The organism is Bacillus sp. BD48, assembly GCF_046566805.1.
Lineage (GTDB): Bacteria > Bacillota > Bacilli > Bacillales > Bacillaceae > Bacillus > Bacillus safensis.
Genome location: NZ_JANGFM010000002.1, coordinates 458,590 through 484,907, shown reverse-complemented (window position 1 = coordinate 484,907; position 26,318 = coordinate 458,590). Strand labels below are relative to the sequence as shown.

At 42.4% G+C, this 26,318-nt stretch carries 24 protein-coding genes; 15 read left to right on the top strand and 9 right to left on the bottom strand.

What is annotated here, in order from left to right; genetic code table 11:
- Entirely contained in the window at positions 1 to 1,101 is a 1,101-nt protein-coding gene (locus tag ACLGGR_RS07460; protein ID WP_410972806.1) for a GerAB/ArcD/ProY family transporter, read from the top strand.
- Positions 1,098 to 2,243: a Ger(x)C family spore germination protein gene (locus tag ACLGGR_RS07455; protein ID WP_410972805.1), complete on the top strand. Its 1,146-nt coding sequence runs from the start codon at positions 1,098 to 1,100 to the stop codon at positions 2,241 to 2,243. The genes ACLGGR_RS07460 and ACLGGR_RS07455 overlap by 4 nt, the downstream gene beginning before the upstream one ends.
- Positions 2,244 to 2,256: 13 nt before the next feature.
- Here ACLGGR_RS07455 and ACLGGR_RS07450 read toward each other — a convergent pair whose 3' ends face one another.
- Together ACLGGR_RS07450 and ACLGGR_RS07445 are read right to left on the bottom strand one after the other, a co-directional pair.
- Entirely contained in the window at positions 2,257 to 3,654 is a 1,398-nt protein-coding gene (locus ACLGGR_RS07450) for a glycosyltransferase (RefSeq protein ID WP_410972804.1), read from the bottom strand.
- Between the two features lie 136 nt (positions 3,655 to 3,790).
- Positions 3,791 to 5,155 carry a sugar porter family MFS transporter gene (locus tag ACLGGR_RS07445; RefSeq protein WP_142945357.1) on the bottom strand — a complete coding sequence of 455 codons (1,365 nt, stop codon included), beginning with the start codon at positions 5,153 to 5,155 and terminating at the stop codon, positions 3,791 to 3,793.
- A 258-nt stretch (positions 5,156 to 5,413) separates the two neighbouring features.
- On the opposite strand from ACLGGR_RS07445, the gene ACLGGR_RS07440 reads away from it, so the two are divergent.
- Together ACLGGR_RS07440 and ACLGGR_RS07435 are read left to right on the top strand one after the other, a co-directional pair.
- Positions 5,414 to 6,379, top strand: coding sequence for an LCP family protein (locus ACLGGR_RS07440; RefSeq protein ID WP_410972803.1), 966 nt, complete (start codon positions 5,414 to 5,416; stop codon positions 6,377 to 6,379).
- Between the two features lie 165 nt (positions 6,380 to 6,544).
- Positions 6,545 to 7,426, top strand: coding sequence for a Cof-type HAD-IIB family hydrolase (locus ACLGGR_RS07435; protein WP_410972802.1), 882 nt, complete (start codon positions 6,545 to 6,547; stop codon positions 7,424 to 7,426).
- 55 nt (positions 7,427 to 7,481) lie between these two features.
- On the opposite strand, the gene ACLGGR_RS07430 is transcribed toward ACLGGR_RS07435, so the two are convergent.
- The 5 genes from ACLGGR_RS07430 to pgsB form a co-directional block, all read right to left on the bottom strand.
- Positions 7,482 to 8,705, bottom strand: a complete 1,224-nt coding sequence (locus ACLGGR_RS07430) for a C40 family peptidase (protein ID WP_410972801.1) — start codon at positions 8,703 to 8,705, stop codon at positions 7,482 to 7,484.
- Between the two features lie 107 nt (positions 8,706 to 8,812).
- Complete coding sequence (edmS, locus tag ACLGGR_RS07425; RefSeq protein ID WP_087976066.1) at positions 8,813 to 8,983, bottom strand: extrachromosomal elements maintenance protein EdmS; 171 nt, start codon at positions 8,981 to 8,983, stop codon at positions 8,813 to 8,815.
- Positions 8,980 to 10,146, bottom strand: a complete 1,167-nt coding sequence (locus ACLGGR_RS07420; protein ID WP_251216037.1) for a CapA family protein — start codon at positions 10,144 to 10,146, stop codon at positions 8,980 to 8,982. Before ACLGGR_RS07420 ends, edmS begins: the two co-directional genes overlap by 4 nt.
- Positions 10,147 to 10,164: 18 nt before the next feature.
- The gene (pgsC, locus tag ACLGGR_RS07415; protein ID WP_007497520.1) at positions 10,165 to 10,614 is read right to left on the bottom strand and encodes a poly-gamma-glutamate biosynthesis protein PgsC; all 450 of its coding nucleotides are present in this window, start codon (positions 10,612 to 10,614) and stop codon (positions 10,165 to 10,167) included.
- 15 nt (positions 10,615 to 10,629) lie between these two features.
- The gene (pgsB, locus tag ACLGGR_RS07410) at positions 10,630 to 11,811 is read right to left on the bottom strand and encodes a poly-gamma-glutamate synthase PgsB (protein ID WP_142945362.1); all 1,182 of its coding nucleotides are present in this window, start codon (positions 11,809 to 11,811) and stop codon (positions 10,630 to 10,632) included.
- Between the two features lie 747 nt (positions 11,812 to 12,558).
- Between pgsB and ACLGGR_RS07405 the strand changes: the two genes are divergently transcribed.
- From ACLGGR_RS07405 to rbsB, 9 genes are all read left to right on the top strand, one after another.
- Positions 12,559 to 14,040 carry a spore germination protein gene (locus ACLGGR_RS07405; protein WP_251216038.1) on the top strand — a complete coding sequence of 494 codons (1,482 nt, stop codon included), beginning with the start codon at positions 12,559 to 12,561 and terminating at the stop codon, positions 14,038 to 14,040.
- Positions 14,030 to 15,127 (top strand): GerAB/ArcD/ProY family transporter, encoded by a 1,098-nt coding sequence (locus ACLGGR_RS07400; protein ID WP_251216039.1) that lies wholly within the window; start codon positions 14,030 to 14,032, stop codon positions 15,125 to 15,127. The genes ACLGGR_RS07405 and ACLGGR_RS07400 overlap by 11 nt, the downstream gene beginning before the upstream one ends.
- Positions 15,117 to 16,259, top strand: a complete 1,143-nt coding sequence (locus tag ACLGGR_RS07395) for a Ger(x)C family spore germination protein (RefSeq protein ID WP_251216040.1) — start codon at positions 15,117 to 15,119, stop codon at positions 16,257 to 16,259. The genes ACLGGR_RS07400 and ACLGGR_RS07395 overlap by 11 nt, the downstream gene beginning before the upstream one ends.
- Positions 16,260 to 16,376: 117 nt before the next feature.
- Positions 16,377 to 17,363: a LacI family DNA-binding transcriptional regulator gene (locus ACLGGR_RS07390; RefSeq protein ID WP_142945366.1), complete on the top strand. Its 987-nt coding sequence runs from the start codon at positions 16,377 to 16,379 to the stop codon at positions 17,361 to 17,363.
- Entirely contained in the window at positions 17,360 to 18,238 is an 879-nt protein-coding gene (rbsK, locus tag ACLGGR_RS07385) for a ribokinase (RefSeq protein ID WP_410972800.1), read from the top strand. The genes ACLGGR_RS07390 and rbsK overlap by 4 nt, the downstream gene beginning before the upstream one ends.
- The gene (gene rbsD / locus ACLGGR_RS07380; protein WP_267586795.1) at positions 18,235 to 18,627 is read left to right on the top strand and encodes a D-ribose pyranase; all 393 of its coding nucleotides are present in this window, start codon (positions 18,235 to 18,237) and stop codon (positions 18,625 to 18,627) included. Before rbsK ends, rbsD begins: the two co-directional genes overlap by 4 nt.
- Before the next feature lie 15 nt (positions 18,628 to 18,642).
- Positions 18,643 to 20,124, top strand: a complete 1,482-nt coding sequence (locus ACLGGR_RS07375) for a sugar ABC transporter ATP-binding protein (protein ID WP_410972799.1) — start codon at positions 18,643 to 18,645, stop codon at positions 20,122 to 20,124.
- 1 nt (position 20,125) lies between these two features.
- Complete coding sequence (rbsC, locus tag ACLGGR_RS07370; protein ID WP_024423678.1) at positions 20,126 to 21,079, top strand: ribose ABC transporter permease RbsC; 954 nt, start codon at positions 20,126 to 20,128, stop codon at positions 21,077 to 21,079.
- Between the two features lie 13 nt (positions 21,080 to 21,092).
- Positions 21,093 to 22,010, top strand: a complete 918-nt coding sequence (gene rbsB / locus ACLGGR_RS07365) for a ribose ABC transporter substrate-binding protein RbsB (RefSeq protein WP_024423679.1) — start codon at positions 21,093 to 21,095, stop codon at positions 22,008 to 22,010.
- Positions 22,011 to 22,047: 37 nt separating this feature from the next.
- Here the strand turns inward: rbsB and ACLGGR_RS07360 are convergent, their stop codons facing one another.
- Positions 22,048 to 22,665, bottom strand: coding sequence for a flavin reductase family protein (locus tag ACLGGR_RS07360; protein ID WP_410972798.1), 618 nt, complete (start codon positions 22,663 to 22,665; stop codon positions 22,048 to 22,050).
- A 59-nt stretch (positions 22,666 to 22,724) separates the two neighbouring features.
- Positions 22,725 to 23,612 (bottom strand): acetoin biosynthesis transcriptional regulator AlsR, encoded by an 888-nt coding sequence (alsR, locus tag ACLGGR_RS07355; protein WP_142945371.1) that lies wholly within the window; start codon positions 23,610 to 23,612, stop codon positions 22,725 to 22,727.
- Positions 23,613 to 23,762: 150 nt separating this feature from the next.
- Here alsR and alsS point away from each other — a divergent pair, with 150 nt between their 5' ends.
- Positions 23,763 to 25,463 carry an acetolactate synthase AlsS gene (gene alsS, locus ACLGGR_RS07350; RefSeq protein WP_410972797.1) on the top strand — a complete coding sequence of 567 codons (1,701 nt, stop codon included), beginning with the start codon at positions 23,763 to 23,765 and terminating at the stop codon, positions 25,461 to 25,463.
- A 35-nt stretch (positions 25,464 to 25,498) separates the two neighbouring features.
- Entirely contained in the window at positions 25,499 to 26,269 is a 771-nt protein-coding gene (gene budA, locus ACLGGR_RS07345) for an acetolactate decarboxylase (RefSeq protein WP_410972796.1), read from the top strand.
- The last annotated feature ends 49 nt before the right edge of the window (positions 26,270 to 26,318 follow it).

The window sequence follows — 26,318 nt, the reverse complement described above, 5'->3', positions numbered from 1 at the left end:
ATGTACAGACCTGAAAAGCTATCATTGTTACAAGTCACCATTCTGTGCAGCTCTACAATGATAGGCGCTGGAATTTTAACCATTCCACGCAGTTCTGCCAATTCAGGAGTCCCTGATGGCTGGATCATTGTATTAATCCAGGGAGTCATCTTTGCTTTCGTTGCTTTTTTGTTAGGCTGGATTGCCGAAAAGAATGCACCGGACACCATTTTCGAGTCAAATACAAAAGGAGCAGGCGCATTTTTTGGCACGATCTTTAATTTGATGCTGATCGCCTATTTACTAGGCATTGTTGGCTTTGAGGCACGTGTTCTCGGGGAAGTGGTTCAGTTTTTCCTGCTGCAATCGACTCCCATGACCGTGATTGTGATGATTTTTTTACTCGTGGCGATCTATCATTTGAAAAGCGGTATCTTTCCAGTTGTCAAAATGGTGACCTATATTTATCCGATCACCATGATCATTTACATAGCGCTCATGCTGTTTAGTTTAAAAATATTTAATTTTGATTATTTGCGTCCTGTAATGGCGCATGGTTTTGAAGATTTTAGTAAGCTATTCTCTCAAACCTTTATTCAATTTACAGGCTTTGAAGTCATTTTGTTTGTTGTGCCGCTCATTTATAAAGACAAATGGTCGAAGGCGAAATGGGCAGCTGCCATTGGAGTTGGCATTACAACCCTCGTTTATTCGCTCACACTTTTTATTGTGATTGGCTCCATGACAGTAGGAGAAACGAAATCTCTCACTTGGCCGACGGTGTCCCTCATTCAAGCGCTTGAACTTGAAGGGGTGTTTATCGAACGATTTGATATTTTCTTACTGACGATCTGGACGTGCCAGCAGTTCATTTGTATGCTTGGCTTTTTCCAGTTTGCGATTAAAGGCTGCTTCACCGTTTTTAAAACAACCAATATAACGAGACTGCTATGGCTACTCTTTTTGATTACATCAGCACTCTCACTTTTCCCTAAAAATATCAATGAAGTCTTTTACTACTCTACTTTACTCGGCTACGCATTGTTCGTGATTTTAGCCATTCCTTTTATTACAGCTATCCTGCTGATGATACGCAAAAAATGGGGAGGTCGTTCTGCATGAAAGGAAGGCGTGTACTGTTATTCTTTTTTTCCTGCTGCCTTTTCCTTCTATCAGCAGGCTGCTGGGACTTAAAGGATATTGAAAAACTATCGTTTGTACGCGGTGTTGGCATAGATGAGGAAAAAGAGAATGGAGTTAAGCTGACCTACCAAAACCTTGTACCGAAAACGGGCGGAACACAAGAAGCCGATTCTCCCGGTTATGTGAATGTCGTCTCGAAGGGAAAAAATGTGCTGGAGGCTGTCAGTAATGTCGCCTTGAAGGACCCGCCGATCTATAGTGATCACCTGAAAATCTTCTTGTTCGGCAAAACTCAGGCGGAGCATCACGATATTCAAGGAACACTCAATCATTTTATTCGAGATGACGAGGTTCGGCGCAGCAGCTATCTCTTCGTGTCACGAGGTGATGCGTCAAAAATCATCAACCAAAAATTGAAATCACAGCAAAAGGTTCCGGTTGAACATATCTTCGAAACATCCAAAAACCGAAGCTTTAACGGGAAGATTTTAACGCCAATCCGTATTGGCCGGGCGTCTGATTACTTTCAAATGGGCGTTAGCTTCCTTGTCCAAAGTGTAGATGCGATAGGCGGTGAACTTATTTATGATGGGGCAGGTATCATACATGGAAAAACGCGAAAGCTGATCGATTTTATCCCAGCAAAAGATGTCCAATCTTTAAACTGGGTGATGGACCGTATCTCAGGCGGTGTTGTACCTGCCACCTACAAAGGTTATCCGATCACGTATGAAATAAAAAAAGCAAAAACGAAGGTTGAGCCCTATCTGAAAGATGGAAAGGTTTCCTTTAAAATTAGCGTAAAAACAAATGGAAAATTGTCAGAAGATCAATATCCTCCTGAAAACTCTTACGATGAGCAGTACATCAAACGATTCGAGCGGATCTTTGCTCATAAAATTAAAGAACGCATGCAACAAGCGGTTCATCATGTACAAACAGAAGTGGGCGTTGATCCCATATTTTTAAACCAGCAGTTCCGTATGAAATATCCTGACTATTGGGATCAGCATGGTACCGAATGGGATAAGATATTCCAAGAAGCAGTCATCGATTACGATGTCAAAGTCAGCATCTTGAACTTTGGAGCAGAAGGTGCAACGAAAAGCTTCAAATGGTAATACAAAAAGGCGGTTATCCCAAAGGGGAGCCGCCTTTTTTACGTACGACAATGAGAAGCTGATACAAAGTCACTTGATCAGACAACGCTTTTGTTTGAAAGCCAAGTGACGCGCCTATTCTTGCCACCTCGTCAAAAAACAATTGTGCGTTTTGATCAATCTGTACATTGATTCGCTGCTCGATCACGCGTTCAAACAGATGGTCTGGGAAAAGCGCACGCATGGTGTTTGGTGTGAAGAACCGCATATGGGTTCGGTCTAAAATTCCTACATCTTGATACGTAAAATCACCTGTCATCAAAGGAAGAAGCACCTCTGCATGCATCATGTTAGGCAGGCAGCAAATGATGACACCACCTGGCTTTAAAGATGCGTGCGCTTGCTCAATGATGTGCCAAGGATCTGACACATGCTCTAAAACATCTGAAAAAATGACCGCATCAAAAAAAGCTTCTTTCTCTAACCATGGATATTCATCCGCATTTGCCTCTATGACTTCTTCGTAATACGCCTTTGCGACCGCTGCTTTTAATGTATCCGCCTCTACCCCGTACATGTCAACAGACTGCCGATTTATCAGTTCAAGCCCAGTTGCCCCTGCGCCGCATCCAACATCCAGCACGCGTGCAGCGACCTCAGGCAGCAGTCCCGCAAAATACGGATGAGGGGTGAGCAAATTTAGATCAATGCCCCATTTATCTAAAAATCGATGTCTGTTCTCAGTAAACAGTGTAGAGATATTCGTTTCTTGATTGGCATTGAACGTTGCATGACCATGATGATGCACAAAGGAATCATGCACAATTTGCAGCCGATATCCTTTCAGTAATGAACGCAAGCAAAGATCGTCATCCTCAAATGATCCATATACGAACCGCTCATCAAATAACCCCACATCCTCGATCAGCTCTCTTTTCACGAGCAGGCAAAACCCCACAAGCCGGTGCACATAAGTTCTTTGACCTTTTCTCTTAGCCGTATATTCCTTAGCAAAGGCTGGGAGCTCCTTCACATCTGTATATGACGGCTGGACCATCTGAGGGCCGCTCACATAATTGGAGACTGGCCCCACCATCCCAACCCGTTCTGATGCGAATAACGCCTCTTTTAATGGAGGTAGCCAGTTTTCCGTCACGATCGTGTCATTATTTAAAAAGAGAATGCTGTCTCCTGAAGCTTCTTTTGCCCCTTGATTACATCCCTTTGCAAAACCTTGATTTTCTTCATTGTCAATGAATATCACATCTTCCAGCTCTCTTACATATTCCTTCGTGCCGTCAGTTGACGCATTATCGACAATGATGAGTTCATATTGGCCGCTGCTCGTATGCTGTTTAATGCTCTCGATACAAGTTTTTGTTAAATGCAGTTCGTTGTACGTCAGCATGACAATGCTTGTTTTCCCTTTCATCTCATTTCCACCTTTCACCCGTCTGTTCCATATGTATGTGATAGGCAGCACGTTCAGAAGATGAGGGAATGTCCTTTCTTGATTAAACGTTTGTTTAACATAGGAAAACCAGCTGCATGCAGCAGCTGGCCATTGGTCACACCGTTTTTCCTTCGTCACCTGTGACGGCACGATTTCTCTTTTTTAAATCTTCTTCAATTTCTTCAAGACTTTTCCCCTTCGTTTCGGTCACTAAGTATCTCACAAACAAGAAGGCGCCTACGCCGATGACCGCATAGATGAGGAAGAGATTACTGATACCAATCGCGCTTAATAAAGCTGGGAATGTCAGCGAGATGATTAAATTCCCTGTATGAAGGAGGAAGGTCGAGACACCTGTACCGATTCCCCGGACATGTACTGGGAACAGCTCTGGGAGCATCACCCAAACGACTGGACCCCAGCTGACAGCAAAGATAACGATAAAGAGACCTAAACAAATAACGGTTGTCCATCCTGCAGCAGTTGATCCCTCGAAAAATCGGTTGACCACTGACAGAACAATTAAACTAAGAACCATTCCCGCATTCCCAAATAGGAGCAGCGCTTTACGTCCTACACGGTCAATGATTTTGATGGCGATAAACGTCATGATGACATTCACTGCACCAATTCCGACGGTTCCTAAAATCGCCGCTGAATTCCCAAAGCCAACGCTTGTGAATGTTTTGGGTGCATAATAAATGATCGTATTTGTACCGATAAACTGCTGCAAAAAGGCTAGGCCGACACCAGCAATCAACGCTGGGCGTACCCATGGCTCAAATAATTCCTTAAAACCGCCTTTTTCTTCACTTTCCGCCTTTTGAATATCTGAAATTTCTTCTTCAACTTCTTGCTTACTTTTTCTGAGTTTAGATAATATCTCCTTTGCACGGTCAGCCTGTCCGTGGACAAACAGCCAGCGGGGACTTTCCGGCATAAACAAAATCCCACATAATAAAAGAACAGAAGGAACAACCGCAATTCCAAGCATCAAGCGCCATGCCTCTGCATCCGCTAAAGCGTAGTTCACAATATAGGCAAGAAGGATACCAAATGTGATCATGAGCTGGTTTAAAGAGGACAGTGCCCCTCGTGATTCTTTTGGCGCAAGTTCAGATAAATATAATGGAACAATCGTTGTCGAGCACCCGACAGCGAGCCCTAATACAATTCGGAACAAGACCATCACTTCCGTATTCGGGGCAAAAGCTGTACCAAATCCGCCAATAATAAACAAAATAGCTGCGGCAATGATGGCTTTTTTCCGCCCAAATTGGTCTGTCAGCTTTCCAGAAAGAGAAGAACCAAGCATCGCCCCGATTAAAATCGAGCTGACGACAAGTCCCTCTGTAAACGCGTTTAAACCTAAATCTTCTTTCATAAATAAGATGGCGCCAGAGATGACACCTGTATCATAGCCATATAAAGCACCGCCAAGGGCGCCGAAGAAATAAAGCCATCCATTCCGATTTTTCATATACATAACCCCACTTTTGTCTCTGTACTCTATGAAAAGTCATTTTCCTCACTTCCTGTCATTTCAAACATTTCGATGTTTTATGACAAATATATTTCATTTGTATATCTTTGAAACTTTTTACGAGAAGGAAACGTCAATTAAGCGTTAGTGAAAAAAATGTCGCACTATATCCCGTTTTAAGGTATATTTGTTTTAGTTTGTAAGCATAAAGAAGGACATCTTTACTATAAAAATCATAGCGAGGGTTTAAAATATATGGATCAATCACGAAGTAAACGCAAAGGGAAAAAGCGTTTAAAACCATGGGTAAAAGTCACTCTATTTATATTTGGTATTCTTTTACTGACGACCGCTTCTGTTACTGGCTATGCCTACTACAAAGTAACAAATGCTGCCAAAAAGGCACAAGTATCTCTAGATCGCGGTGCACAATCTGTAAAACGGATTGAAGCATTCGATCCAGGAAAAGACAGCTTTTCTGTCTTGCTGCTTGGAATTGACAGCAGACCGGGCGAAACAGTGAAACAAGCACGAAGCGACGCAATGGTGTTAGCAACCATTAACCGCACAAATAAAACCGTTAAATTATTAAGCATTCCTAGGGACTCATACGTTAATATTCCAGGCCACGGTTTTGATAAAATTACTCACGCACACGCATTTGGCGGTGCAGATTTAACAGTAAGTACAGTTGAAGATTTACTAGATGTTCCGGTCGATTTTGTCATCCAAAGTAATTTCGTAGCATTTAAAGAAATCGTCAACGAATTAAACGGTGTTCCTATTAACATCAAGGATGATTACCTTGTGAAACAAATTAAAAAAGATACAAAAGGCAAGGTTGTGCTTCAAACTGGAACTCATACACTAGATGGTGATCAAGCGCTCGCATATGTGAGAACAAGAAAAGCAGATAGTGACTTAATGCGTGGACAGCGTCAAATGGAAGTGTTAAAAGCCATTTTTGATAAATCAAAATCATTAACATCTATTCCGTCATACGACAATATTATTGATACACTCGGCGATAATGTGTCAACCACGCTTTCTATGAAGGAGCTAATCGGTCTGTTCCCTCTTCTGACTTCATTGAAATCGGTTGATACCATTCAGCTTAAAGGAACTGATTACCAGCCAAACGGGGTTTATTATTTCCAATTGGATCAAAACCAGCTGAACGAAGTGAAAACTGAATTGAAGAAGCAGCTTGAATTATCATAAATAGAAGCGTCCCTAAGGGGGCGCTTTTTCTTATTTCCTTGATCATTCGCTCATTTTTGTTTAGCCTTGATAGAGAGGAATCAACCATCCTTTTTTTATGAAAATCAAGGAAATCGTACATACTTTGAAAAGGCTATTGCATGAATGAAGGAGGATTTGACAGCGATGAAAAAAATGATTGCAATTGATTTAGACGGTACACTCTTAAATACAAAAAGTGAAATATCCGCTCAAAACCGAGAGGCATTGATTCGTGCGAAGGATGCTGGCTATATTGTGACCATCTGTACAGGGCGGGCAACTTTTGATGTAAAGGAGCTGCTTGGCGATTTAGACATTCCCATTATTGCGGCAAACGGCGGGACTGTCCATACAGAAGGATACGAACTCTTCAGCCGAATCACACTGGACCAAGAAGCGGGCAAGCGGGCGGCAAAGGCATTAGTGGAACGAAACATTTACTTTGAAGTCTATACAGATGATGCCCTCCTCTCTCCTTTTGATGGAAAAGAGAAGCTGAAAGCAGAATTTGATCTGATTGAAAGCGCAAACCCAAATGAGGATCTCGCTAATCTATGGGAAGGTGCCATGACGCAATTTAAACAATTTGGCATCAAACCAGTGGACGATATCCGTCAGATTTTTGAATCGAATGAACCAACCTATAAATTACTCTGCTTCTCGTTTGATATGAACAAACTGAACGAAGCTCGAAATCTTCTGGCAGATATGCCTGAGCTCTCATTGACCTCGTCTGGAAAACATATTATTGAGGTGCTTCCAAAAGAGTCTGGAAAAGGACATGCCCTGAAAAAGCTCGCAGCCCATTATGGTGTAGACCGCTCACATATTTATGCGATTGGTGACAGCCCAAACGATCTTTCTATGTTTGAAGAAGCAGGCCACCGCATTGCAATGGGAAATGCGGTAGATGTCATTAAAGAAAAGAGCACCTACATCACCAAAGGGAATCATGAAGACGGTGTCGCTTATTTTATTGATCTTCTTTTACAAAATCAATTTCATGAAAAAAAGACGCTTGTCTGATCAGCGCCTAGAGAGAAGTCCAGAAGTCCGATACAAGTACTGATCGGGCTTTTCTTTATTTTTTGATTCTAACAGCCGTTTCGTATTTGTCCTTCCAGTACGTACTTGTTTTCATATTGGTCAAGACAACACCGTTTGAGACAGTGACATGAATGACTTGATTTGATCCTGCATATATCGCCGGCATCAATGATGTCCCGCTGAAGAAGACAAGGTCTCCTGGCTTAAGCTCAGAACGTTTCACAGGTGTACCTGCTTTGACTTGACCTGATGCATAGCGAGGCAGCTCAATGCCAAGCACTTCTTGATACACGTACTGTGTGAACCCTGCTGTATCAAATCCTTGCTTTGGGGTCGTACCGCCTTTGACATAAGGGACTTCGCCAATATACGTAGCGGCTTTTGATACGATAGGGTCCTCTTTCGCAAGCTCCAGATCTGTTAATCGTTTCGCACCTGTCCATTTCTCGCGCCAATACGATTCAGACAAATAAGAAATTGTCACACTTTCAGAACGGCTCGCATGAATAAAGCGGTCGCCTCCAATATACATACCTACATGAGAAATTCCGGGCTTATATGTGTTGCTAAAAAAGACAAAATCCCCAGGGCGAATATCGCCTAATGCCACTTTTTCTCCAACGATCCACTGCTGTTCAGCACTTCGAGGTAAATATATCCCAAGTGATTTTTCAAATAAATACTGTAAAAATCCTGAGCAATCGAATCCAGTCTTTGGATCTGCTCCTCCAAATACGTAAGGAATACCTAAATAGGTCATCGCATCTTTCACAAGAGGGTCATCAGAAATTTCTTGTGTGCCGGGCAGGCGTTTGACCGCATAAAATCGATCAGTCCAATATTTGCTTTTGCTGACATCTGTTTTCACCACACCTTGACTAAGCGTGATATGAATGACCTGATTGTTACCAGCGTACAATGCCACATGTGTCGGGATATCCTTTGTTTCTTCAAGGCTTCGGAAATACACAAGGTCACCAGGCTGGGCTTTTTCCCATGATACCTTTTTTCCAATCTGATATTGGTCGATGACCTTCCGCGGCAAATCAAATGTTTCTGATGTCTTGTACACATATTGAATAAATCCAGATGCATCAAAGCCCGTTTTTGGATCGGTTCCTCCTTTATGATAAGGCGTTCCAATCAGCTTTTCCGCTTGCTCCAAAAGAGATGGTGTTTGAGCAGATACTGCTGATTGGGACATGAACATCAGCCCTACGAGCGCACACCCTCCAATCAACATTCCTTTCCATTTCATGATCCTTTCCCTCCTTTCTTCTATAGTTTCGGCATGACACCTTTCATTTTACACCTTATTTCGACAAAAAAGAGCACGCGATGTGCGTGCTCTTTATCCTTTTTAGGTTATTTACCTGCTTCTGCTTTTGACTGCTTTTGCTGTTCAATTTTCTGCATTTCAACCGAAATCTTTTGTTTTTCGTGATCTGTCAAACTGTCACTAAATTTAAAAGCAGACATAAAGACAAAGACTAAAATTAACGCAACAAACGGCCAGCTTGCTTTTAGAAATTTCATTTCTTCTCTTTCCCTCCGTTTTCTTTTAAGTTTTTAACTTTATCAGCGTGATCTACTTCAAAGAAAATGTGTCCGTCTTTTTCTTTCCAATCCGCATTCGTCCCATTGGTCAGCATACGGATAATGGCTTTTGATTCTAGAGATCCTGCTTTAACTGGAGCAGGTGTTGCTTCTTTGATGTACATTGGGACAACTTCAAATGTCGCTTTTCCATCTTCATTCAGATGATACTGAACAAGTGCAGAATCACGTGTTCTTGACCAGCCTTGGTCAAAAATAAAGTTTCCTAGGCTATAGAAAATCGCCGTTCCATTATAGACTTCCATCGGTTCAAGAACGTGCGGGTGAGCACCGATAATGATATCAGCACCGGCCTTAGACATCGCTCTTGCCAATTCTCTTTGTCTGTCGTTTACTTCATTGTTGTACTCCTGTCCCCAGTGAGCATGAACAACGACGAGATCTGCCTTTTCAGCAGCCTGCGAAATCATCGGAATAAAGATAGATGGATCGGCTGGCAGAATACCCGCCTGGCGATTCGTTGCTTTAAAATCTTTCCCATACACATCTGTAAAACCAAGTGTAGCAATTTTGACACCATTTACTTCTTTGTACGAAATGTTCTGCTTCGCATCTTGGAGGTTACGACCTGCACCTGTATAATCCATGCCAGTTTCTTCAAAGGCATTGATCGTGTTGTTCAGCCCTTTTTCACCATAGTCTGCCGCATGGTTATTCGCAAAGTTTAAGACAGAGAAATTTAAATCCTTCAACGCTTGGACAGAATCTTCATCTGTTTTTAAATGAATATTCTTTTGGGCTGCCTGCTCCTTATCTGAAGCGACTGGATGCTCAAAGTTGCCTGTCACATAATCTGACACATCAAAATATGGCTTGGCATACCGAAAGAGATGCTGTTTTCCATAGCGGTCTGTTACTTTCTCTACGTTTCTTCCAAACATAATGTCACCGACAAACGAAGCGGTCAGGATGTTTTCTGGATTCTTTTGTACAGTTGGCACTTTTGCTTGCCCGATAAACGTAAATAGAAATGTACAAGCAATAACGATCGGTAAAGCAATCAGTACATGTTTATTCGTCTTTTTCTTTTGGTTCTTTGTGATTTTCAGCAGCTTTTCCTGAAAGCTCAATTTTTTATTCATCATTGGACACACCTTATCTTAAAATAGATAGTAAACATACATGATGGCAAATGTTGCACCACTTAGAAGTAACGTGCTTCCAAGGGTAATCGTAAGACCTTGCTTTTGAATCGTATTCGCAATCAATCCAGGGACGATGATTCCAATTCCGCGGAATTCTGCTATTTCAAATGGGACCACTGGATAGAAGAAATCAAATATCAGTTTTAAAGCAATCCCTGTAATCAGCATCGCAGCAAACTTTCTGCGTCCGTATAAAATCATAAATTTTGATAGACCAAAGCGAACGATCACATACGTAAGCAAGCTGACAGATAAGACGACTAAAATGAAGACTGGCTGGTTAAATACAAGCGCCAGATAACCTGGTACAACTAGTCCAGCTGGTACGATTCCTGTTTTTTCTGCAAAGATTAAACTAAGTAGAACACCTAAAATTAACGAGATATAAAGATCTGATCCGAACATTTTCTATATTTCCTCCTAGCTGACAAGCTGCTTAATTTTGTATTCTTGAATTTTTTCGATTAACGGTTCAGCGGCACCATGGATATTGCCGACTCCATAAACCACTCGATTATGAAGCTTTTTCTCAAGCATATTCATAATTTGTTCTGTAGATTGATATTCAAGGTTGTGTAAGTGGTCAGCCGGAATTTTCCCTTCCTCATATGCCTTTACAATTGGATCTGTTGTTTCACCAATTAAGACAAGGTCACTTGCTTCAATATAAGGAAGTACATCCTCCGCAAACTGGATCGTTCTATCTACACGATCCGCACGGCAGTTCATGATAATAATCGGTTCATCTGTTGGATATCCAATTTCTTTCACACGCTTCCAAATGTTCAATGTAGAAGATGCGTCATTTGCCGCAAATCCATTTACAAAGTGTCCAGGCGTTTTCGCGTCCATTAATGGAAGAATTCTCATCGCTCCTGGGTCAGGCGGCGCATTTAACATTCCTCTGAATGCCGTATCTTCATCAATCCCTAATGCTTGGGCAACACCAAGTGCCAGTGAAGCATTATCTGGGAAAACCATGTACTCAAATTTCCGCAAAAACTCATCGGAAATCTTGGAATTATCTGCAACAATGACTTCTGTGTTGCGTTTTTTCGCAATCTCTTTAAAGAAATCCGTATATTCACTATCCGTAATAACCAAGTGTCCATTGTAAGGAATTGTCGCTGTAAAGGCTTCTGCTATTTCATCAAGTGTCGGCCCCATGACGTCCATATGGTCTTCAAGAACGTTTACGATCACGCCAATATTTGCTTGAAGCAGCTCTTCCTGAAAGATAATTTGGTAATCTGGATTTACCGCCATACATTCACTGACGATGGCATTTGCTCCTCTATCAACTGTTTCTCTCATTACTTCTTTCTGCTCTCCGATATTCGGTCCTTGCGGTTTCCTTTTAATCGGTTTCTCCTCTGGCGTATCCCAATAAATCATTCTTGCATCCGTTCCCGTTGTTTTGCCGACAGTTTTATAACCTGCCTCCATTAAGATACCGGTTGTCAATCTTGTGACGGTGGACTTTCCGCGAATACCATTAATATTGACGCGCACCGGCAGGGCATCGATATTTTTCTGATGACGCTTCTTTTCAATAAAGCCAATCCCTAACATGATGACACAGGCTATAACGATTAACCACATCGCTTATCTACATCTCCTTTTTTTATGAGTGTGATATGTAAATTCAATCAACAGTATATCTGTTCAGCATAAAATCACAATCGGTATTATGTAACATAATCTTTCACTTCCTCGTATGCCAAATTCCTCTAATCAGAAGGCTTAATTGCCTACTCGTCCTTCAAATGAAAAGGCCAAAAGGCGGACAAAAATCAGTCTGAATTTCTTCTGAATTCAAGAGAAAGCGTTACCATCAATGATCGGAAAATCTTTTGTCCTTTTCTCCCTAAATTTTTTGACAATTATAAAGATGTATTTTGAATCAATGTTTTAAAGCCTTTTCTTCTCTACAACATCAGTCATATCAGCGCTTTAAATGAATAGTGCGTGTTTTGGAATGTTTTATATTTTTGAACGAACAGGTTAGAAAGTCATTCTCATTGGTCAGTTTGCTGCGTGTTGACCTATGACAAAGGTCACCTCTAAAAAAATCAAGTCATCTGCTTATTTTTAGGTCACAAAAAAATGGGATAAGATGTAAAAGATTGATCATTTCGGTGTACCTTCTCTTTACGATATTCGCACCTTATGACCTAAACAATGAAACATTATTCATTTGTTTTTATCAAGATTCATCATTTCTTAACATTTTTAATGTGAATTTAGTTGAAAGTTGTCAGCTCATGTCATGCTTTCCCCAACGGAAACGAATAAAATTCGCTTCTCCGCTTACACTATGGTTAAAAAATCTGTGAGAGGAGGCTAAAGATGCCAAACACCAATGAGCAAACACGCTTACACTTTTTATCCGGCGGTTTCGAGGAAAAGATTCGAATTCTGAAGAAAGCATTTCAGCAAAGCGACGATTTTGAATACCGGGAATTAATGGTGAATGAAACGAAATCAGTGCTGTTCTTTATTAAAACAAGAGTGGATGAAAGTAAATTAAACGATTTCATTATCGGCAACTTGCTCGGCCCTCCAGGAGAGCAGAACTATACAAAGTCACTTAGTACACTCGAAACAGGAGACTTAACGCTGATTGTCGATAGCATTATTGCCGGAAGTATAGCCTTCCTTGATGAAAAATCCTCACAGATCAAAATATTTGCCGTTGGGCAGCCGCCGCTGCGTTCCATTTCTGAACCTTCTTCTGAAAGTATTATTGCTGGCGCACATGATGGGTTTGTTGAGAGCCTGGATACTAATATTTATTTGCTTCGTTCACACTTAAATGATCGAAAACTCGCGATCCAGTATCATAAGGTTGGCACAAAATCTGAAACAAAGGTTGCGACAGTTTATATTTCTGATATTGCCAATCAAGAAAAGATAGATGAGGTTAACAAACGAATTTCTTCTATTAAAGTAGACACGCTGCTCAGCCCCGGTTCTATTGTAGAAGCGATTGAGGATGATTCATATTCCATCTTCCCACAGCTCATTGACACAGAACGACCTGACAAAGTGAGATCCGCCATTCTTGAGGGGAGAATTGTTGTGCTGATGGATGGTAGTCCAATGGCTATCATTCTGCCTATTACGTTCTTTAGCTTCTTTCAATCACCAGATGATTATAATAGCCGCTGGATTCCGGCTACGTTTATTCGCATTCTTCGTTATGTTGCCTGTATCATCGCAGTGATATTGCCTTCTTTTTATATCGCGGTCATTGGTTTTCATTATGAGGTTGTCCCGGATGAATTAGCGATTACGATGAAAAATTCCATTATCGGCATTCCTTTTCCGCCTTTAATTGAAGCAATGCTGATGGAAATTACGATTGAGCTCATACGAGAGGCAGGGGTGCGCCTGCCAAAGCCAATTGGTCAGACGATTGGGATTGTAGGGGGTTTGGTTATTGGGGACGCTGTTGTAAAAGCCGGACTCATTTCGAATGTCCTTGTCATTGTCGTTGCCGTGACAGCTGTTGCATCCTTTGTTCTTCCATCATTTGAAATGACGTCAACCATTCGTATGCTGCGTTTCCCCCTCATGTTTATGGCATCGATGTTTGGGTTTATTGGCATTTCAATCGGTCTGTCGCTCGTACTGATGAACTTATGCCGCCTCGAATCACTAGGTGTCCCGTACTTATCTCCAGTGGCTCCATTTAACTGGCAGGACTTAAAAGACACTGTGATTCGATTACCGATGTGGATGTACAAAAAGCGCCCTGTTTACTTAAATCCAAAAAAGAAAGAGCAAATTGAAAATTTGAGAGGATGGAAAAATGAAGATGGAAAATAAAATATCTCCACCTCAAGCTGTTTTCTTTATCATTCAATCTCAAATTGGTGTCGGTATTTTAGCTCTCCCCCATTTGCTAATGAAAGACATGGGACACGATGGGTGGATGGCGATTATCTTAGCCTGTTTTTTCATTCAAATCATTAACACCATTTTTATTTACATCATCCAGAAGTATCCTGATACATCGTTTTTCCAAGCCTTAATTGAAGTGTTCGGAAAATGGATCGGCCGGACATTGGTGGCGCTCTATACAGTGTACTTCGCCTCCGTCTGTATTGTGGTTTTATCCATTTTCACAAGAATTCTTGGCATTTGGGTGCTGCCGCTCACACCAAATTGGGTCATTAATCTATTACTGATGATCACCATCATTTACATTGCAAAGGAGCAAATTACGGCCATCGTTAGATTTAACTTCATTCTGACGCCCTTTTTGCTCATGCTGTCTCTTTTAATGCTCTATTCATTAAAAGGAACCAATATCGACTACCTCCTGCCTCTTTTTCAAACTGATATTTCTCAATTTCAGCTCGGATTAAAGGATGTTGTACTTTCAATGAATGGGTTCGAGATGATCCTCATTATCTCTCCATTTATGAAAGGGTCCATTAAGGAACGATATAAAGTAATGACCATTTCAAATATTTGCACGACTCTTTACTACCTATTTATTACATTAATTTGTTTTATGTTCTTCAGCCCGATTGAGCTTAAGATCATTCCGAACCCTGTTCTTTATCTACTAAAAACCATTTCGTTCGGAGTGATTGAGCGCACGGATTTAATTTTCCTTAGTTTCTGGGTATTTGTCATTTTAGCAACACTCAGTAATTATCTCTACTTCTGTGCAAATGGCGTGGCAAGTATTCTCAAGAAAAAAGAACACAAAAAATATGTCTTTTATTTTGCCATTTTGATCTATGTTGCAAGCTGCTATCTTGCAACCGATAATTTTAGAATTCAGCGCTTTAATGACTTTACAACTATTGCGCAATATTCATTTATTTACACACTCCCAATCTTTATGGCCATTATCATCTTTATCAAACATCGCAAAGGGAAGGTGAAATCACATGCGTCATAAGTACATACTGACGCTGCTCATGTGTGTATCTCTCATTTTCATGCCTGGCTGCTGGGACCAAAATTTATTAAAGAATATCTCTCTTGTTTTAACCTCCGCTGTTGATCAAGGAGAGGATGACAATGCGAAGTACTCGATTACTTATCGAAAGGTGCAGCAGTCTCAAAGTATGGAGCAAGGGAATACAGGCAGCTATTTAACCACCCTTCTCACAACGGAAGCACCTACTTTAAGAAAAGCACGAACCAACTTCAGCCGGATTGTGGATCAAAAAATAGACATCTCGAAAATGCGTGTCATGCTGATCGGTGATGAATTTGCTCAAAATCGCCTTCTGCCCTACTTAGATATGTTTTATCGTGATCCGAAAAGCCCCCTCCTCGCAAATCTCGCCGTTGTTCAAGGGGGGACCTGTGAAGAAGTGATTAACTCGCTGCTGAAGGAAAAGCTCATTGTGAGTGACTATTTAAATAACTTGATCACAACCGCATCACGCTCATCCCAAGTAGCACCTAAAAACATTCAAAGTGTCCGATCCAAAATGCTGCAAACCGGAGAGGATTTTACATTGCCGTTACTCCACTATGATCAATCGAAAAAAATAACTAGTGTGAAGGGGGTCGCCCTTTTTGATAATGAGAAAAAGAAGGGTGAGCTATACGGTCAAGACGCTATTTTACTCACCGTCATGGATGGAAAAATGGGCAATTATGCAAATTTCACAAAAAAAGTGAGAAGTGACATGAAATCAAAAGAAAACAATTACATCACCATCCAAGTCACTGATGTGAAGAGAGACATCGAAATTCTGAATCCTGATCATCGAAACTTAACATACTCACTCAAATATGAATTTACAACTTCTGTCCTTGAGTACCCAAAAGATAATCTAGATACAGACAAAAAAATTGAAATGCTAAACAAAAGGCTTTCAACCATCTTGACTAAAGAAGCAGAAAAGATTATCGCTACATTGCAAGAAGCAAATTCTGACGTCCTCAGCCTTGGCAGAAAATATCGGGTAAAACACTATGATGAATATATGAAAATGAACTGGGTCACCGATTATCCGAAGGTAAAAATCATTCCAAAAATCAAAGTGAATATTACACAAACAGGTATTATTAGTTAAGAAAAGGAAGAAGCCATCTTTCTTTTCTTTTTTTATTTTTTTTAGATTGTCATTTCGATGCTTTCGTGATAATCTATGTGTGTAAACGGTTACACATTCATGAAGGGAGGCTCTCCATTGGCTACAATTAAAGATGTTGCAAAAGCTGCACAAGTGTCTGTTGCCACTGTTTCACGCGTGCTCAATGATACTGGATATGTTCATTCAGATACGAAAACCCGCGTGACGCAAGCGATGCAGGAGTTGAACTACTTTCCCAATGAAGTGGCTAGATCCCTTTTCAAAAGAGAATCACGCTTAATCGGCTTAATCTTGCCTGATATCACAAACCCCTTCTTTCCTCAGCTAGCTAGAGGGGTTGAGGACGAAATTCATGCGCATGGTTTTCGGTTATTATTCGGGAACAGTGATGAAGATCGAGAGAAGGAGATGGCCTACTTACAAACCTTTAAACAAAATCAAGTGGTCGGTGTCATCGCAATCACAAATGAACCTGAATCAGATATATACAATGATGATGATCTACCTATTGTGTTCTTAGATCGAACCGTTCCACATGCACCTTCTGTTTTTGCAGATGCTGCAGCTGGCGGGAAAATGGCGGCAATGGAATTAATCAGACGCGGCAGCCGGCAGATCACACTGTTAAAAGGGCCTGCCCATCTGCAAACAGCACGGCAGCGATTCAAAGGCGCACTCGATGTTCTCACGGAAACAGGTGTCGACTTTCATGTGATGTCAAATGCTTCATTTTCCTTTCAAGAAGCCCGAAAAAGCGCCAAGGCCCTTTTCCAGCTGTACCCTGAAACAGATGGCATCATTGCCAGCAATGACATCGTCGCAACAGCGGTCATCCATGAAGCGCTTCGGATCGGAAAAGCCATTCCAGAGGACGTTCAAATCATTGGATTTGATGATATCCCGCAAAGTGAGCTGCTCTTCCCTTCCTTATCGACCATTAGGCAGCCCGCCTATGAGATGGGAAAAGAAGCGGCACAGCTATTAATCAAAGCGATTCAGAAACAACCGATAGATCAACCAGTTATTCAAATGCCCGTCTCTTTTATTGAACGAGAGACCACAAGAAAGGTGGATTCACAATGAGTCATATTGTTGTAGTAGGAAGCTGTTCAATGGATTTAGTCGTCACATCAGATAAACGGCCAAATGCCGGTGAAACGGTTTTAGGCGAATCATTTAAAACCGTCCCAGGCGGAAAAGGTGCCAATCAGGCAGTCGCAAGTGCCAGACTCGGTGCAGATGTATATATGGTCGGCCGAGTTGGTGATGACGCTTATGGGCAGGACATCCTCAGCAATTTAGAAACACAAGGTGTCCGCACCTCATATATGAAACCGGTTACCGAAATGGAGAGCGGCACAGCTCATATCATTTTAGCAGAAGGTGATAACAGCATTGTCGTGGTCAAAGGGGCAAATAATGAGGTCACTCCTGACTATGTAAGAGAGGCTCTTTCTACAATTGATGACATTGGGATGGTTCTCATCCAACAGGAAATACCTGAAGAAACGGTCGAATCGGTCTGCGCCATTTGCAGTGAAAAAGAAATCCCTGTGATTTTAAACCCTGCACCAGCCCGCAGAGTATCGCAGCAGGTTTTACAGCAGGCTGCTTACATTACACCGAATGAACATGAAGCTGTTCTGATGTTTGATGGTCTGTCAACCAAAGATGCCTTGCGTCAATACCCTAACAAATTACTGATCACAGAAGGGAAAAATGGGGTTCGATATTTTGACGGATCGAAAGAAGTGTTAGTTCCAGGTGTACCTGTCGAAGCAGTCGATACAACAGGAGCTGGCGATACCTTTAACGGAGCCTTAGCTGTCGCCCTAACAGAAGGCAAATCCCTCTATGACGCACTTGCCTTTGCCAACCTTGCAGCATCAATGTCCGTCACAAAGTTTGGCGCACAAGGCGGCATGCCAACAAGAAAAGAATTGGAGAAAAAGAAATGAAAAAAAACGGCATCCTAAACAGCCATATCGCCAAGGTGCTTGCTGACCTTGGCCACACAGATACAATCGTCATCGCAGACTGTGGCCTCCCTATTCCAGAAGGTCCAGTCAAAATCGACCTGGCGTTATCGATCGGCACACCGTCCTTTCAGGAGGTCACCTCCCTCCTTCTTCAGGAAATGGCCGTTGAAAACATGACTGTAGCTAGTGAAATCAAAGAAGCCAATGAACGAGATTATTTATTTCTTAAGAAAGCGTTCTCAAAACCATTACATGATGTAGACCACGAGACATTCAAAGACATGACCAAACAGGCAAAAGCAGTCATTCGAACGGGTGAAGCCACCCCATACGCAAACTGCATTCTTCATGCCGGTGTCATCTTTTAAAAGGAGGAGCCAGTTATGAACATTGAGATGCATAACATCCATAAGGCTTTTGGCAAAAACACCGTTCTCTCCGGGGTCTCCTTTGACCTCGTCACAGGTGAAGTCCACGCACTCATGGGTGAAAATGGTGCGGGAAAATCAACTTTAATGAATCTGCTTACAGGTCTTTATTCTTTAGATCAAGGAACGATTCAAATCGACGGAAAAGAAACCGCTTTCAAAAATCCGAAGGAAGCGGAACAGCACGGCATTGCCTTCATTCATCAGGAGCTCAACATATGGCCGGATATGACCGTCTTGGAGAACCTATTCATCGGGAAAGAAATCTATACGAAGCTCGGACTGCTAGACACAAAGAAAATGAAGATCCTCGCCCAAACGCAGCTGGACCGGTTGTCTGTGAATCTCTCGCTTGATCAAGAGGCTGGCAGCTGTTCTGTTGGACAAAAACAGATGATTGAGATTGCAAAGGCATTAATGACCGATGCGAAGGTCATCATCATGGATGAGCCGACAGCAGCTCTAACAGAACGTGAAATTGAAAAGCTCTTTCAAGTCATTGAATCTCTCAAAAAAGAAGGCGTTTCGATCGTCTATATTTCTCACCGTATGGAGGAAATCTTTGCAATCTGTGACCGGATTACGATCATGCGTGATGGGAAAACGGTCGATACGAAAGCCATACCTGAAACGAATTTCCATGAAGTCGTCAAAAAAATGGTCGGCCGGGAATTGACAGATCGATATCCTGAGCGAACGCCTTCTACAGGAGACATTGTCCTTGAGGTGAAACAAGCGTCGAAAAAAGGACAATTTCAAGATATCAATTTCTCAGTTAAAGCTGGAGAAATCGTCGGTGTTGCAGGCTTAATGGGTGCTGGCCGTACCGAAATGATGCGGTCGCTGTTTGGCCTCGATCCTCTTGACCAAGGAGAAATATGGGTTCATGGGAAAAAGGCTGTGATTAAAAAACCAAGTGATGCCGTTAAGCTCGGCATCGGCTTTATCACAGAGGATCGCAAGGATGAAGGGCTGATGCTTGATGCATCCATCCGAGAAAACATCGGTCTGCCAAACTTAAAAAGCTTCTCTCCAAAGGGATTGATTGATAAGAAAACTGAACAGGATTTTGTCGACCTGCTCATCAAAAGACTAACGATTAAAACGGCTTCCTCTGACATTTCTGCCCGAAGCCTGTCTGGCGGAAATCAGCAAAAAGTCGTCATCGCCAAATGGATCGGCATACAGCCAAAGGTGTTGATTTTAGATGAACCGACACGAGGTGTCGACGTCGGAGCGAAACGAGAAATCTATCAATTAATGAATGAATTGACCGATCGAGGCGTTGCCATTTTAATGGTCTCCTCTGAACTCCCAGAGATACTCGGGATGAGCGATCGAGTGCTCGTCATTCATGAAGGAACGATCAATGGAGAATTAGACAAAACAGAAGCTACACAGGAACGAATTATGACACTTGCTACAGGAGGGAAGTAACATGAAACCACTTACTTCAAATGGACGATTTGATCACATCATGCAAAAGCTTGGGCCATTCTTAGGACTCATCATCCTTGTCGCCATTGTTTCTATTTTAAACCCGGCCTTTTTAGAGCCATTAAACATCTTAAACTTACTGAGACAAATCTCCATTAATGCCCTCATTGCCTTTGGGATGACGTTTGTTATTTTAACTGGAGGCATTGATTTATCTGTCGGTGCCATTCTCGCACTATCCAGTGCCCTGACTGCCGGCTTTATCGTTTCTGGCATGGACCCGATTTTAGCCATTATCGTCGGCTGTATCATCGGTGCCGTTCTTGGGATGATCAACGGTCTTTTAATTACAAAAGGAAAAATGGCTCCTTTTATCGCAACGCTTGCCACGATGACGATTTTCAGAGGTTTGACACTCGTTTATACAGACGGAAACCCGATTACTGGGCTTGGCTCTAACTATGCCTTTCAGTTGTTTGGCCGCGGTTATTTCTTAGGCATTCCTGTTCCAGCGATCACGATGCTTCTCACCTTTATCGTACTTTGGGTACTGCTTCATAAAACGCCTTTCGGCAGAAGAACATATGCGATCGGCGGGAATGAAAAAGCGGCTCTCATCTCAGGAATCAAAGTACCGCGCGTAAAAATTATGATCTATTCATTAGCAGGCTTCATGTCTGCCTTAGCAGGTGCAATCTTAACATCTCGTCTGAATTCTGCGCAGCCAACAGCTGGTACGTCTTATGAGCTTGATGCCATTGCTGCCGTCGTACTTGGCGGGACAAGCCTGTCCGGCGGAAGAGGACGAATTGTCGGCACACTCATCGGGGTGCTCATTATCGGTGTCCTGAACAATGGTATGAACTTACTTGGTGTTTCATCATTCTATCAATCTGTTGTGAAAGGGATTGTTATCTTAATTGCAGTCCTGCTAGACAGAAAGAAATCTGCTTAAGGAGGCAGCCGCTATGAAAAAATATCTTATTCTCATCCTGACTCTCTCATTGTTCATGCTTTCTGCCTGCTCACTTGAACCGCCGGAGTGGGCCAAGTCATCAAAGGATGGCAAGAAAAAGGACATCAAAATTGGGCTGTCAATCTCGACGTTAAATAACCCTTTCTTCGTTTCTTTGAAAAATGGTGTGACAAAAGAAGCGAAAAAGCTTGGCATTGAAGTCGTGATTGCAGATGCACAAAATGATTCAGCTAAACAAACAAGTGATGTAGAAGATTTAATTCAGCAAGGTGTCGACGCATTGCTCATCAACCCAGCGGATTCATCTGCTATATCAACCGCTGTCGAATCAGCAAACGCTTCAGATATACCTGTCATCACATTAGACCGCTCAGCCGAAAGTGGAAAGGTAGAAGCACTTGTCGCCTCAGATAACGTCAAAGGCGGTGAAATGGCAGCTAAATTTATCATCGACAAGGTTGGCAAAGGAGCAAAAGTCGCTGAATTAGAAGGCGTACCAGGCGCTTCCGCTACACGTGAGCGTGGAAAAGGATTCCATCAAATAGCAGATAAAGATCTAAAAGTGACAGCAAAACAAGCTGCTGACTTTGACCGGACAAAAGGACTGAATGTCATGGAAAACCTCCTTCAAGGAAACCCTGACATCAAAGCCGTTTTTGCCCACAATGATGAAATGGCTCTTGGCGCACTAGAAGCGATTCAAAGTTCTGGGAAAGACATTCTTGTCGTTGGCTTTGATGGAAACGAAGATGCCCTCAGCTCGATTAAAGCAGGAAAGCTCTCTGCAACGGTTGCGCAGCAGCCAGAGCTGATCGGTCAACTGGCAGTCGGTGCTGCAAACGACGTATTAAAAGGGAAAAAAGTACAAAAGAATATCGCAGCTCCACTCAAACTAGAACAGAAGAAATAAACAGAAAACCCCCGATTTCCCTCGGGGGTTCTTCCTATTACTGTGGTCTTTTCAGCACAAATGACGTGCCTAAATGAGCATAATCATTACCTGCTAGGCGTGCGACTGGCTTCAGTTCATTAGTAGAAACATATCCTTTTTCGGCATCATAAACAGCCTCATCTAAATGTGCACATACAACTCGGCCAATGATATGATCGACCGTGATCTCCCCTTCATCATTTTGAAAAGTGAGATGCTTTTCCAGCTGACATTCAAAACGAATGCGTGCTTCCTTGATCCCCGGCACTGAAATGACATGACTCTTTACTTGATGAAGACCGGTTCGTTCCAGCTCACTCTCTTCCCGCGGCAGCGTAGCAGCTGTTTCATTAATATCTTCTATTATGGCTTCATCACTCACATGGACGACAAACTCTTCCCTATCAATGATATGCTGCGCAGTATCTTTCATCTGACCTTCACGTCGCCCGATAGAAACCGCAATGAGCGGCGGATGTCCGCTGATGACATTAAAGAAACTAAATGGTGCGGCATTGACGACATTTTCTTTAGATAGACTTGTAATAAATGCGATCGGTCTTGGAACGATAGAACCAGATAATATTTTGTAAGCCTCTTTTCGTGACAGCTGATCCATTTGCAATGTAATCAATTCAAGTAAGCCTCCTTTTAATGTAACGACATCATACCATAACCCTTTCTCTATACCTCTTATTCCAGCTCGGTGCGATGGAGGATATGATGGACAAGATGAAATAAAGCAGGATTATGATTTTCACGTCTATAGGAAATCGTCCATTCCGCCAGAAGCTGTTCATCCTCAATGGCCCGATAGACAACATCCAGATTAAATAAACGCCGGGCTGATGTTGGAATTACTGCAATACCGATCCCTGCTGTGACAAGACCAATGATCATTTGATATTCCGCCGCTTCCTGCACAATATTTGGAGAAAACCCGTACTTTTCGCATAGCAGGATAAAGTGCTGATAAAGGGACGGCCATGATTCCTGAGATAAAGAAATAATCGGTTCATGACGGATATCTTCAATTGTGACCGTCTCTTTTTTAGCCAATCGATGATTTTTTGGAATCGCAAAAATACATTCACTCTGCTTCATCAAACGACTGACTAGCTCTTCATGCGGCGATGTAGGATGCAAAAAACCGATATCAATCTCACCATTTAAAAGTGCCTCTAGCTGCTGCGGAACAGAAAGCTGCTGCAGCTCGATACTGACAGAGGGATACAGCTCCCTGAATTCACGTACAACGGGCGGCAGAATATCATACGTCGCAGTTCCAACAAAACCTATGATAATTTTCCCCAGCTCTCCTCTTGCTGTATGACGGGCATGATCAACCGCTTTATCAAGCTGTTGCAGCACTCCCCGAATCTCATGTAAAAAGACCTTTCCAGCAGCTGTTAGCTCCACCACCCGCTTCGACCGGTGAAATAAAGGAAAACCCAATTCTTCCTCAAACTGCTTTATTTGCTGACTAAGTGGAGGCTGTGTCATATTCAACCGTGCGGCTGCTCTGCCAAAATGCAGCTCCTCCGCTACTGTGACAAAATACTGCAAATGTCTCAGTTCCATCCTTTCACTCCTCACACACTTATTCGTGAAACATATTAAAACCACGTTAAACATATATTGGAAAATTTATTTTATGAAATGTATAGTAAATCATATCATGAAAATATATTTTCATAAAAAATTTTACTTGCCGAAAGGAGTGCGGGGTAAATGAAATCTCAAGCACAACCCCTAACAAGACGAGGAGCAGAGTTGATTGTCGATACGCTGATTGCTCAAGGTGTGACCCATGTTTTTGCGATTCCAGGTGCAAAAATTGACGCTGTATTTGATGTATTAAAAGACAGAGGTCCTGAGCTTGTCTTATGCAGACACGAACAAAATGCAGCCTTTATGGCAGCTGCTGTCGGACGTTTAACTGGCAAACCAGGTGTTTGTCTCGTCACATCAGGTCCTGGTGCATCTAATTTAGCAACAGGTCTATTAACAGCCAATACAGAAGGTGATCCCGTTGTCGCAATCGCTGGAAACGTCATTCGTGCAGATCGTCTGAAACGAACCCATCAATCACTCGACAATGCGGCATTATTCAAACCAGTCACAAAATATAGCGTTGAAGTACAAGACGTAAACAATATACCAGAAGCATTAACAAATGCTTTTCGCGCGGCACAAATAGGGCAGGCTGGAGCAGCATTTATCAGCTTTCCACAAGATGTCGTGACAGAACACACCACACAAACACCAGTGTCTGCTCACCCTTCTCCAGAACTAGGTCCTGCACCGGATGCTCTCATCAGTTCGGCTATCGCCAAAATTCAAAATGCACACTTACCTATTGCGATTGTGGGAATGAAAGCTAGTCGTCCAGCTGCTGCAAATGCCACAAGAGCATTATTAAAAACACTTGGTATCCCATTTGTTGAAACGTACCAAGGAGCCGGCGTTCTCTCAAGAGAGCTTGAGTCTCAATATGTAGGCAGAATCGGCTTATTCCGTAATCAGCCGGGTGACCTTCTCATTGAACATGCAGATGTCCTTTTGACCATTGGCTTTGATCCAATTGAATATGATCCGAAGCATTGGAATCTTCAGCCGCAGCAGCGTCAGATCATCCATGTTGATGACATGCAGGCAGATATTGACCATTTTTATGAACCAGCGCTTGAGCTTGTAGGCAATATTTCTGAAACTGTCAAACATCTAGCGCATGACAGTGTTCCCCTTTCTCTAAGCAAAGAGAACATAGAATTAGTCACTGAATTACAGGAGCTATTAAGCGACATCGAAAAGGCACCAGAAAGAGAAAGTCATCGATCTCACCCGCTGGATGTCATTCATACATTGAGACGTCTGATTCCTGATGACACGAAGGTCACGTGTGATATCGGATCTCACGCGATTTGGATGTCCCGTCACTTCCGCGTCTATGAACCGAACTCATTCCTGGTGAGTAACGGCATGCAAACATTAGGCGTCGCATTACCATGGGCAATTGCAGCTTCTATCATGAATCCAGATGAAAAGATTATCTCGGTCTCAGGTGATGGCGGCTTTCTCTTCTCCGCAATGGAGTTAGAAACAGCTGTCCGGAAGAAAACAAACCTCGTTCACCTTGTTTGGAACGACAGCACATACGACATGGTCGCATTCCAGCAGGAAATGAAATATGACCGCACATCCTGCGTTGAATTTGGGCAGATCGATTTAGTGAAATATGCGGAAAGCTTTGGAGCGACTGGATTAAGGGTCAACTCACCTGAGGAGCTTTCAACCGTCCTTCAAAAGGGTATAAACATAGAAGGACCCGTGATTATTGATATTCCGATTGACTATCAAGACAACCCTGACCTCGCCAGTCAAAAATGGCCAGAAGTCTTTCGCAAAAAACACGCCATGAACGTCAGTTAAGACTTCGATACATTACATTAGAGGAGTGAGCGGATATGGGTATGATGCACCCAATGAATCAACAGAATGACACAAGACAGCATGACAAACAGCAAGAGGTCTATCAAGTATCGACAATGACCTCCCTGCTGGAAGCCGTATACGATGGAGATTTCTCCCTTGCGCATATTCCTGAACACGGTGATTTCGGCATCGGTACATTCAATCAATTAGATGGAGAGCTGATCGGCTTTGACGGCGCATTCTACCGGCTGCGCTCGGATGGAACAGCGACACCGGTCACCGATCAAGATTATTCACCATTCTGCTCTCTAACATTCTTTGAAACAGATATCGTTCATCGAATTGATGCACCTATGACGTCCAAAGAGCTGGAAGAAGAAATTGACCGCATTTTGCCAAGTAAAAATATCTTTTATGCGGTCCGCATTGATGGATCATTCAAAAAGGTTCAAACACGTACGGTTGAAAAACAGGAAAAACCTTATGTTCCGATGGTAGAAGCAGTCAAGTCACAGCCTATTTTCGACTTCGAGGATATTCAAGGTACGGTCGCAGGCTTCCGTACACCGCAGTACGCACACGGCATTGCGGTGAGTGGATATCATCTTCATTTCATTGATGATGATCGAAGTGTTGGTGGACACGTATTTGATTACACTGTTGATCAAGTCACCATCCGTATTTCTCAAAAACGCCATATGAATTTACACCTGCCAAATACGCAGGAATTCTTCCAAGCAGACATTGATCGTGCTGATCTTGCACAGCAAATTGCCAGTGCAGAAAGCAGCCCGGATCAATAAATGAAGACACCCCGTTGATTCCGGGGTGTTTTTTATGCATAAAGATGAT

Excerpts from the sequence above, each read along its gene's own strand:
- ACLGGR_RS07460 (WP_410972806.1), top strand. The coding sequence starts at position 1 with ATGTACAGACCTGAAAAGCTATCATTGTTACAAGTCACCATTCTGTGC.
- ACLGGR_RS07455 (WP_410972805.1), top strand. The coding sequence starts at position 1,098 with ATGAAAGGAAGGCGTGTACTGTTATTCTTTTTTTCCTGCTGCCTTTTC.
- ACLGGR_RS07450 (WP_410972804.1), bottom strand. The coding sequence starts at position 3,654 with ATGAAAGGGAAAACAAGCATTGTCATGCTGACGTACAACGAACTGCAT.
- ACLGGR_RS07445 (WP_142945357.1), bottom strand. The coding sequence starts at position 5,155 with ATGAAAAATCGGAATGGATGGCTTTATTTCTTCGGCGCCCTTGGCGGT.
- ACLGGR_RS07440 (WP_410972803.1), top strand. The coding sequence starts at position 5,414 with ATGGATCAATCACGAAGTAAACGCAAAGGGAAAAAGCGTTTAAAACCA.
- ACLGGR_RS07435 (WP_410972802.1), top strand. The coding sequence starts at position 6,545 with ATGAAAAAAATGATTGCAATTGATTTAGACGGTACACTCTTAAATACA.
- ACLGGR_RS07430 (WP_410972801.1), bottom strand. The coding sequence starts at position 8,705 with ATGAAATGGAAAGGAATGTTGATTGGAGGGTGTGCGCTCGTAGGGCTG.
- edmS (WP_087976066.1), bottom strand. The coding sequence starts at position 8,983 with ATGAAATTTCTAAAAGCAAGCTGGCCGTTTGTTGCGTTAATTTTAGTC.
- ACLGGR_RS07420 (WP_251216037.1), bottom strand. The coding sequence starts at position 10,146 with ATGAATAAAAAATTGAGCTTTCAGGAAAAGCTGCTGAAAATCACAAAG.
- pgsC (WP_007497520.1), bottom strand. The coding sequence starts at position 10,614 with ATGTTCGGATCAGATCTTTATATCTCGTTAATTTTAGGTGTTCTACTT.
- pgsB (WP_142945362.1), bottom strand. The coding sequence starts at position 11,811 with ATGTGGTTAATCGTTATAGCCTGTGTCATCATGTTAGGGATTGGCTTT.
- ACLGGR_RS07405 (WP_251216038.1), top strand. The coding sequence starts at position 12,559 with ATGCCAAACACCAATGAGCAAACACGCTTACACTTTTTATCCGGCGGT.
- ACLGGR_RS07400 (WP_251216039.1), top strand. The coding sequence starts at position 14,030 with ATGGAAAATAAAATATCTCCACCTCAAGCTGTTTTCTTTATCATTCAA.
- ACLGGR_RS07395 (WP_251216040.1), top strand. The coding sequence starts at position 15,117 with ATGCGTCATAAGTACATACTGACGCTGCTCATGTGTGTATCTCTCATT.
- rbsK (WP_410972800.1), top strand. The coding sequence starts at position 17,360 with ATGAGTCATATTGTTGTAGTAGGAAGCTGTTCAATGGATTTAGTCGTC.
- rbsD (WP_267586795.1), top strand. The coding sequence starts at position 18,235 with ATGAAAAAAAACGGCATCCTAAACAGCCATATCGCCAAGGTGCTTGCT.
- ACLGGR_RS07375 (WP_410972799.1), top strand. The coding sequence starts at position 18,643 with ATGAACATTGAGATGCATAACATCCATAAGGCTTTTGGCAAAAACACC.
- rbsC (WP_024423678.1), top strand. The coding sequence starts at position 20,126 with ATGAAACCACTTACTTCAAATGGACGATTTGATCACATCATGCAAAAG.
- rbsB (WP_024423679.1), top strand. The coding sequence starts at position 21,093 with ATGAAAAAATATCTTATTCTCATCCTGACTCTCTCATTGTTCATGCTT.
- alsR (WP_142945371.1), bottom strand. The coding sequence starts at position 23,612 with ATGGAACTGAGACATTTGCAGTATTTTGTCACAGTAGCGGAGGAGCTG.
- alsS (WP_410972797.1), top strand. The coding sequence starts at position 23,763 with ATGAAATCTCAAGCACAACCCCTAACAAGACGAGGAGCAGAGTTGATT.
- budA (WP_410972796.1), top strand. The coding sequence starts at position 25,499 with ATGGGTATGATGCACCCAATGAATCAACAGAATGACACAAGACAGCAT.